This window comes from Thermogutta sp. (genome assembly GCF_014359955.1).
In the GTDB taxonomy this organism is placed as follows: Bacteria; Planctomycetota; Planctomycetia; order Pirellulales; family Thermoguttaceae; genus Thermogutta.
In genome coordinates this window covers 1-6,648 of record NZ_JACIYL010000187.1, presented here as the reverse complement: position 1 = coordinate 6,648, position 6,648 = coordinate 1, and the positions used below count along the sequence as shown (strand labels likewise).

Here is a 6,648-nt window from a genome sequence, read left to right as displayed (position 1 = left end):
CTGCTGGCCATTTGGCCCGAAACCCGGGCAGCTCACGATCACGGCACAGGGGGGCAATGCGGTGATCGAGTCTCTGGAAGTTCACGAACTGCGTTCGATCTGGGAAAACGTCACCCGTCACGGCGGGCAAGAAAAGCAGGGCGGTTGAGAAGATCCTCCAGAATCCGCTCCAGGCGTTCCATCCGGCGATCGAAACTGTAGTGAGTTTTCACATACCGGCGGGCGCTTTCCCCAAGTGTCGCTGCCCGAACACGATCGCCCATCAGTTGCTTCACCGCATCGGCCAGAGCGCGATCATCACCCGGGGAAATGAGAACCCCTGTTTCGCCGTCGTGAACAAGCTGGGGAATTCCCCCCACACGGGTTGCCACGACGGGCACGGCCATGGCCATGGCCTCGAGGAGCACGTTGGGCAATCCTTCGCGGAGGCTGGGCAGAACAAACACATCCATAGCCGCATAGTACGGTCGAGGATCCGGGGCGTGTCCGACCAGGCTCACATGCTGTTCCAGAGAGAACTGGCGGATCGTGTTGTGAAGCTCATCCCTGACCGGACCATGGCCCACGATGAGCGCATGCACTGCCACACCGTTTTCCATGAGCCGGGCCAATCCACGAAGCAATGTGCCCAGGTCTTTCTCGGCGGAGAGCCGGCCCACGTAGCCCACAACCGGGCACGATGCGGGCAGACCGAGTCGCCGTTTGGCGTCTTCACGTGAAGAGGGCGGCGCAAACTCTTCGCAGTCCACGCCGTTGGGCAACAGCTCGCAGATGGACGGTGGTATCCCGGCTCGGATGCATTCTTCCCGCAGGGAGGGCGAGACGCAGACCACCCTGTCGAATCCGCGGAGACACAGTTTGTGAATGAAATGGTAAAAATGCACCCGGGGGGCGTAAACACCCCACCCATGGACCGTGCTGAGAAGCGTCATTGGATGAACGCGGTGGAGGAACCAGCCCAGGGCGTCCGCCTTATAATCGTGCCCATGCCAGATCACGTTGCCCAGCCTGCGAACGAGCCGAAACAGCCGACGGACGGTGCGAAAATCGAGCGGGCCGCGATCCTCGAAGTCAATCAGGGGCACATCGAGTTCCCGTGCGCGATTGCAGATGACCTCGAACGCGGTATCGGCAGGTGGATGGAGGTAAACGATGTGGATGGGCCAGCCGCGTGCTTTCAGCCACCGTGTCCCAAGAAGAATTGTCTTTTCCGGACCTCCGCCGGTTCCGGTGACGGTGCGAACTTCCAGAATCGTGGGACGGAACACGGGGGACGGCATGGCGACGATGCCTCATGCCCCGATGACTTCCAGAGCGACCTGAATTTTGCCGAACGGGGCACTCACCTGAACTCCGGCCACGCGATCGCGAATCCGCTCGATGGCCTGTCGAGCGATTTCAATCCCCATTTTGAGCTGATCCTCGCGGCTGGTGACGGAGGCCATCTTTTCCATCACCCAATCGGGGATGACCACGCCGGGCACTTCATTTTTCAGAAATGTGGCGTTGCGGAGGCTGGCCAAGGGCCAAATTCCCGCGATGATCGGAATTCCGTGGTGCTGGACCTTGTCCAGGAATCGCAGCAGGGCGTCGGGGTCGAAGACCGGCTGAGTGATGGCGAACTCGGCCCCGGCCTCCACTTTGCGGCGAAAGCGGTCCAGTTCGCGGTTTTGATCAATGGCCGTGGGATCCAGACCGACTCCGATGACCGCGGCGGTGGGTGGGTCGATGGGCTGGCCGCCCAGATCCACGCCCTGATTGAGACGCTTCTGAACGCCCACCATGCCGATCGAGTCGGTATCGAACACGCCGGTGGCATGGGGATAATTGCCGAGCTTCGGTGGATCGCCGGTGATGAACAGGATGTTGCGGATATCGCAGGCGGCACAGGCGAGGAGGTCGGCTTGCATGCCGATCAGGTTTCGGTCCCGACAGCAGAAATGGAGGATGACTTCGATCATCGCCTCCCGCTGGATGCGATCCGCTGTGATGAGGGGCGAAATCCGCGAGCTGGCGCGGGGACCATCGGGAATGTTGACGGCGTCCACTCCGTGCCGGTGAAGCATTTTGCTTTTCTCGATGATGTCGCGGAGGTCGTATCCACGGGGGGGCACCAGTTCCACAGAGGTCACCCATTGTTTGTGCACCAGCCGCCAGGCGAATCGCGACCGCTCCGCCAGAGGCACCGGCGTTTTGAGTTCCACGGCCTCTGCCGGGCCGACAAAGATCGGCTTGACGCGGGCGCGGACGAGAGGTTTCACGGCGTCGCAGATGGCGCGAATGTGTTCTGGTGTTGTGCCGCAGCACCCGCCGACTCCGGCCGCCCCAAGATTGACGAATCGCTTGGCGTATTCGGCCAGATACTCGGGCGAACAGAGATAAATGCGGCGATGCTCAACTTCCTTGGGGATGCCGGCATTCGGCTGCACGACGAGCGGTTTGCGAAGGATGCGGACCGCCTGCTCCACAGCACCGAGCAAACCATGGGGACCACTGCCGCAATTGAGTCCCCAGGCAAGCGGTTCCGGATATCCTTCGGGGAGCGGGGCGAATAACCGCTGGACCGTCTCCCCGGAAGCGGTTTCGCCGTCTTCGTAAACCGCCGCTGAAAGGATGAACGGCACGCCCGGCCGTTCCCGCATCGCCGCCGCACAGAGTTCCAGCGCCTGACGACTGGGCTGGGTTTCAAAGATGATGAAGTCCACGCCGCCTTCCACGAGGGCATCGACCTGCTCCCAGATCATCTGCCACAGAACTTCTTCGTTTTGGGGAAGCGTGGGGAGCGGCCCGATGGAACCGGCGACGTAGACCGGTCGGTCGGCGGCATCGGCCACTTGCCGGGCGATTTGGGCGCCTGCCTGATTGATCGCCCGCACCTGCTCGGCCAGGCCGTACTTGGCGAGGGTCTCCCGGTTCGCGCCGAAGGTGTTGGTGGTCAGGACTTCGGCGCCCGCCTCGCAGTACGACTGATGGATTTTGCGGATGAGCTTCGGATCGGACAGATTGAGTTCATCGAAACACCGATTGGTGAACACATGATGGCGATAAATCTCCGTGCCCATGGCTCCGTCGAACACCACGACGCCCTGGGCGAGGTACTCCGCAAAGGGTTGTTTTTCCGCCATGAAAACGCACCTTTCTCCCGATTTTTCAGCCGTGGAAGAGGTGTGATCGCACTTTTGCGAGTTGATCATGGAAGCGGCAACCGCCTGGGACCGTGGTCCACGAGGTGGCAGCGCCCTGTGCTGCAAAAAGTTTATTGTAGCTCAGGGACGGATTGGCCGATAAGCCGCAGTCGTCTGGGGTTTGCCCATTTTCAAGCTGACCATTCGGCAAGGATTGGCGTTTCGGGGGAGGAAATGCGGCTTGTTCGGACGCCGCGGCGCCGGTTATTGGTGGGGGAAATTTGCGAATCGCCTCTCCAACACATTGATCACATCCAAAGATCATCCCGGAGGGGCCATTCATGAATTGGCCCTACTAATCCTTGTGACCTCGTATGTGCAAGGGGGTTCGCGCTCGGTAAGGGCCTGCGCCGGAGAGACGTATTCATCACGTCCGCATTTCAACGTTAGAACATGCATTGCGTTTGGGCGGGCACCGAGGGGTGTTTCGGAGGGGCACGCTTGTCGTGCCCGATGAAGGGGAATGGGTCATCGACTGCTGTTGATCGGACCCGACAAGCAGGTCCCTCCGACGTTGTAAGGGCCATTCATGAATGGCCCCTACCTGACTGCGTTGGATCTGTTGTAGTGGGTGAACGTCACGTGGGTCTGCGATGGCCGGCTGGGCCGAGCCACATTTCTTTAACTCCATTCTCTTTCGTACCGGTTGCGAGGGACAAGGTTTTTCGGCAGAATGGGGGCGGCATGCAGCAGAGTCGGTTCATAGCGTACGTTTACCTGAAGAAAGGATGACACAATGAAACGCGTTTTCTGGCTCAGCACAGCGGTGGGACTTGCGATAGGGCTTTGGGTGGGGAATGCGGCCGTGTGGGGCCAGCAGCCGGATGTGATTCACCAGCCCTATCTGCTGGATACCGGCCTGATTTCGCGGTCGATTTCCTTCGAGAACCCCACAGGGGCACCGGGAGAAGGCGGCAAGGCTGCCAGCAACCTTGGCGTGGGTCGGAAGGGCTCGCCAATGCGCCCCATCAAGCCCGGGGAAACGCTCCAACTGTGCGATATCGAAGGGCCCGGCACTATCCGCCATATCTGGCTGACCACCGAATCGAATCCGGAGAACTTGCGGAGCCTGGTCATCCGCGCTTATTGGGAAGGGCAGGAACACCCCAGTATTGAATGTCCGCTGGGCGACTTTTTCGGCTTTGCCCATGGGAAGGTGATGCCGTACTTTTCGGCCGTGCATTCGGTAGGGCCGCGGGCGGGCATGAACATCTGGCTGCCGATGCCCTTCACCAAACGTGCTCGGATCACCCTGACGAACGAAACGAAGGGCAACCGGACGCCCCCGATCTTTTATCAGATCGACTACACCCTGGGAGATAAACACCCCGACGATGTCGGCCGACTGCACGTTCTTTTCCGGCGTGAAAACCTCACCACGCAAAAACAGGATTTCGAGATTTTGCCCTTGCGAAAAAACAAGGGCCGATATATCGGTGTCGTCATAGGGGTGCGTAATCTGCATCCTGGCCAGTGGTGGGGGGAAGGGGAAATCAAGGTGTATATGGATGGTGACACCGAGTTTCCCACAATTTGCGGGACGGGCAGCGAGGACTATGTGGGACTCTCCTGGGGCATCCAGCAGGTGCCGTTTTTCTATCAGGGGTGTTCACTGGATCAAAACAATTTCGTTTCCATGTATCGGTGGCATCTGCCCGACCCGATTGCATGGCAGAAGGAATGCCGCATCACCATCCAGCAGATCGGCTGGAAGAACGGACTGGTGGAAACGGAAGATGACTGGTGCTGCGCAACGTTCTGGTATGAACCCACGCCGAGTGCCCCGTTGCCGCCACTGCCGGACGTTGATGCCCGTATCGCCGATATCTGGAAGGATTGAGAATTGTGAAAGAACGCCGGGTTCTCTCGATGTGAGCGTGGAGACCCCGGGGATGCCGTGACGCGCTGGCCGATTGAGGAGGTCGAAATCATGGAGGAGCCACGTGAGGTTGCCATCCGACGTGTGCTGTGGTGGGAAATTTTTCCGTGGTTGCGCCTGGTCCGCGCGGCGATAGTTGCGCTGAGTTTGCGGGTGTTGGTGCTCGCCATTGCAGGCCTGCTGCTGGTGGAAGCCGGACGCCAGGCGCTGGAATACGCTTTTCCCCACCGCGAACCTTTGCCTGCCCTTCCTCGCGGGGTGCCCCTGAGCTTGGGAGGAGTCGATCTCAGCCTGGCCCAGCCCGTCCAGAACCGGGTTGGGACGTCTCGGTCGTCTTCATCGCGGGCTCGGGAAAGCGCGTCGCTGCTCACAGAGCTTGCTCGCCAACCACGGCTGGTGCCTGTTTTCGGTGTTTGGGCGGACCTAGCCAGTTGTTACACCTACTTTCTTCAGATCACCTATGTTCCCGATCGGCCCGGCATGCCTCGTGCCATTCGACTGGAGAGATCCTGGCCGGACTGGATTAAACGGCTTTGCTACCTGATTTGGGTCTTTGCCGTGTGGACATTGTGCGGAGGAGTGATCGTCCGGTTCGCCGCACTGGCTGCTTTAAGGGGCGAGGGGCATAGTCGCCGGGGAATGGTTCGCTTTGCTGTCAGACGCTGGCCAGCGGCGATGGCGTGTGTCCTCGGCGGTTGGGTGGCCATTTACGCTTTCGGCTGGATCTCGGCTGTCATATGTCTTGTGGCGAGCTGGTTTGGGACGCATGTTCTGCCCCTGGGCTGGGCGTGGGTCATCACCGTGATTCCGGGAGCGCTTCTCACCCTGGTGGTTGTGCTCGTCGTTCTGGGTTGGCCCTTGATGCTGGCGGCCATCATGATCGACAACCAGGACGGTTACGGAGCAGTGGGGGCTGCGGGCTCTTATTTATTCCGGCGGCCGTTCCACTTTCTCTTCTATGCCTTCGTGGCGGCTGTGATCGGGGCGGTGGTGGCCGCGGTGGTGGCACTGTTCGTGGAATGGTGTATGGGACTGACGCTCTGGTCAGCGGGGCTCGTGCTGCCGAGAGTTTCCTTTGGAGAACTTCTCAGCAGCGCCAGTCTGGCCCAGTGGCACGACGTATTTCGCCACCTGACCTCGGCTTACCTGTACGCCCAATTCTGGACGTCCACGGCCGTCGCCTACGTCCTGCTGCGGTACAACGTGGACCAGACCGAACTCGACGAGCTGCACGACGAGTAGTGCGTGGGAAACGCCCCGGCTGGAAAATAGACGTAGGCGTGCGGGGGCTTGCGTCTCAGGTGTACCCTTGCAAAAAGAACGCCTGATGGCCATCGTTTGTTGGTGCAATCGCGGGGTTCCGCGAACCCCGGCCCCACGGCCGGAAAACGGATAGTGGATCATCACAGCAATCTGATCTAGAGGAAGGAATCAGGTCCCACATGCGTGGCACGACCGAGTCACAGGAGAAAGCGAGTGTGACTTTTCGCACGGTGGTTCGCCCGGAGGACCGGCAGGCTGTCCGGCGCCTGGTGGAGGCTACCGGGTTTTTCCGTCCGGACGAGGTCGATGTTGCCGAGGAAT

4 protein-coding genes are annotated in these 6,648 nt (G+C 60.3%); 2 read left to right on the top strand and 2 right to left on the bottom strand.

Going from position 1 to position 6,648, the window contains the following annotated elements; translation table 11 throughout:
• Nucleotides 1-110 precede the first annotated feature (110 nt).
• Nucleotides 111-1,280, bottom strand: coding sequence for a glycosyltransferase family 4 protein (locus H5U08_RS07755; protein ID WP_297031870.1), 1,170 nt, complete (start codon nucleotides 1,278-1,280; stop codon nucleotides 111-113).
• Between the two features lie 12 nt (nucleotides 1,281-1,292).
• Nucleotides 1,293-3,125 (bottom strand): bifunctional homocysteine S-methyltransferase/methylenetetrahydrofolate reductase, encoded by a 1,833-nt coding sequence (locus H5U08_RS07750; protein WP_297031868.1) that lies wholly within the window; start codon nucleotides 3,123-3,125, stop codon nucleotides 1,293-1,295.
• Nucleotides 3,126-3,921: 796 nt separating this feature from the next.
• Here H5U08_RS07750 and H5U08_RS07745 point away from each other — a divergent pair.
• Together H5U08_RS07745 and H5U08_RS07740 are read left to right on the top strand one after the other, a co-directional pair.
• A complete protein-coding gene (locus tag H5U08_RS07745) occupies nucleotides 3,922-5,025 on the top strand; it encodes a glycoside hydrolase family 172 protein (protein ID WP_297031867.1) in 1,104 nt (367 codons plus the stop codon).
• 90 nt (nucleotides 5,026-5,115) lie between these two features.
• Nucleotides 5,116-6,306, top strand: coding sequence for a hypothetical protein (locus H5U08_RS07740; RefSeq protein ID WP_297031865.1), 1,191 nt, complete (start codon nucleotides 5,116-5,118; stop codon nucleotides 6,304-6,306).
• The last annotated feature ends 342 nt before the right edge of the window (nucleotides 6,307-6,648 follow it).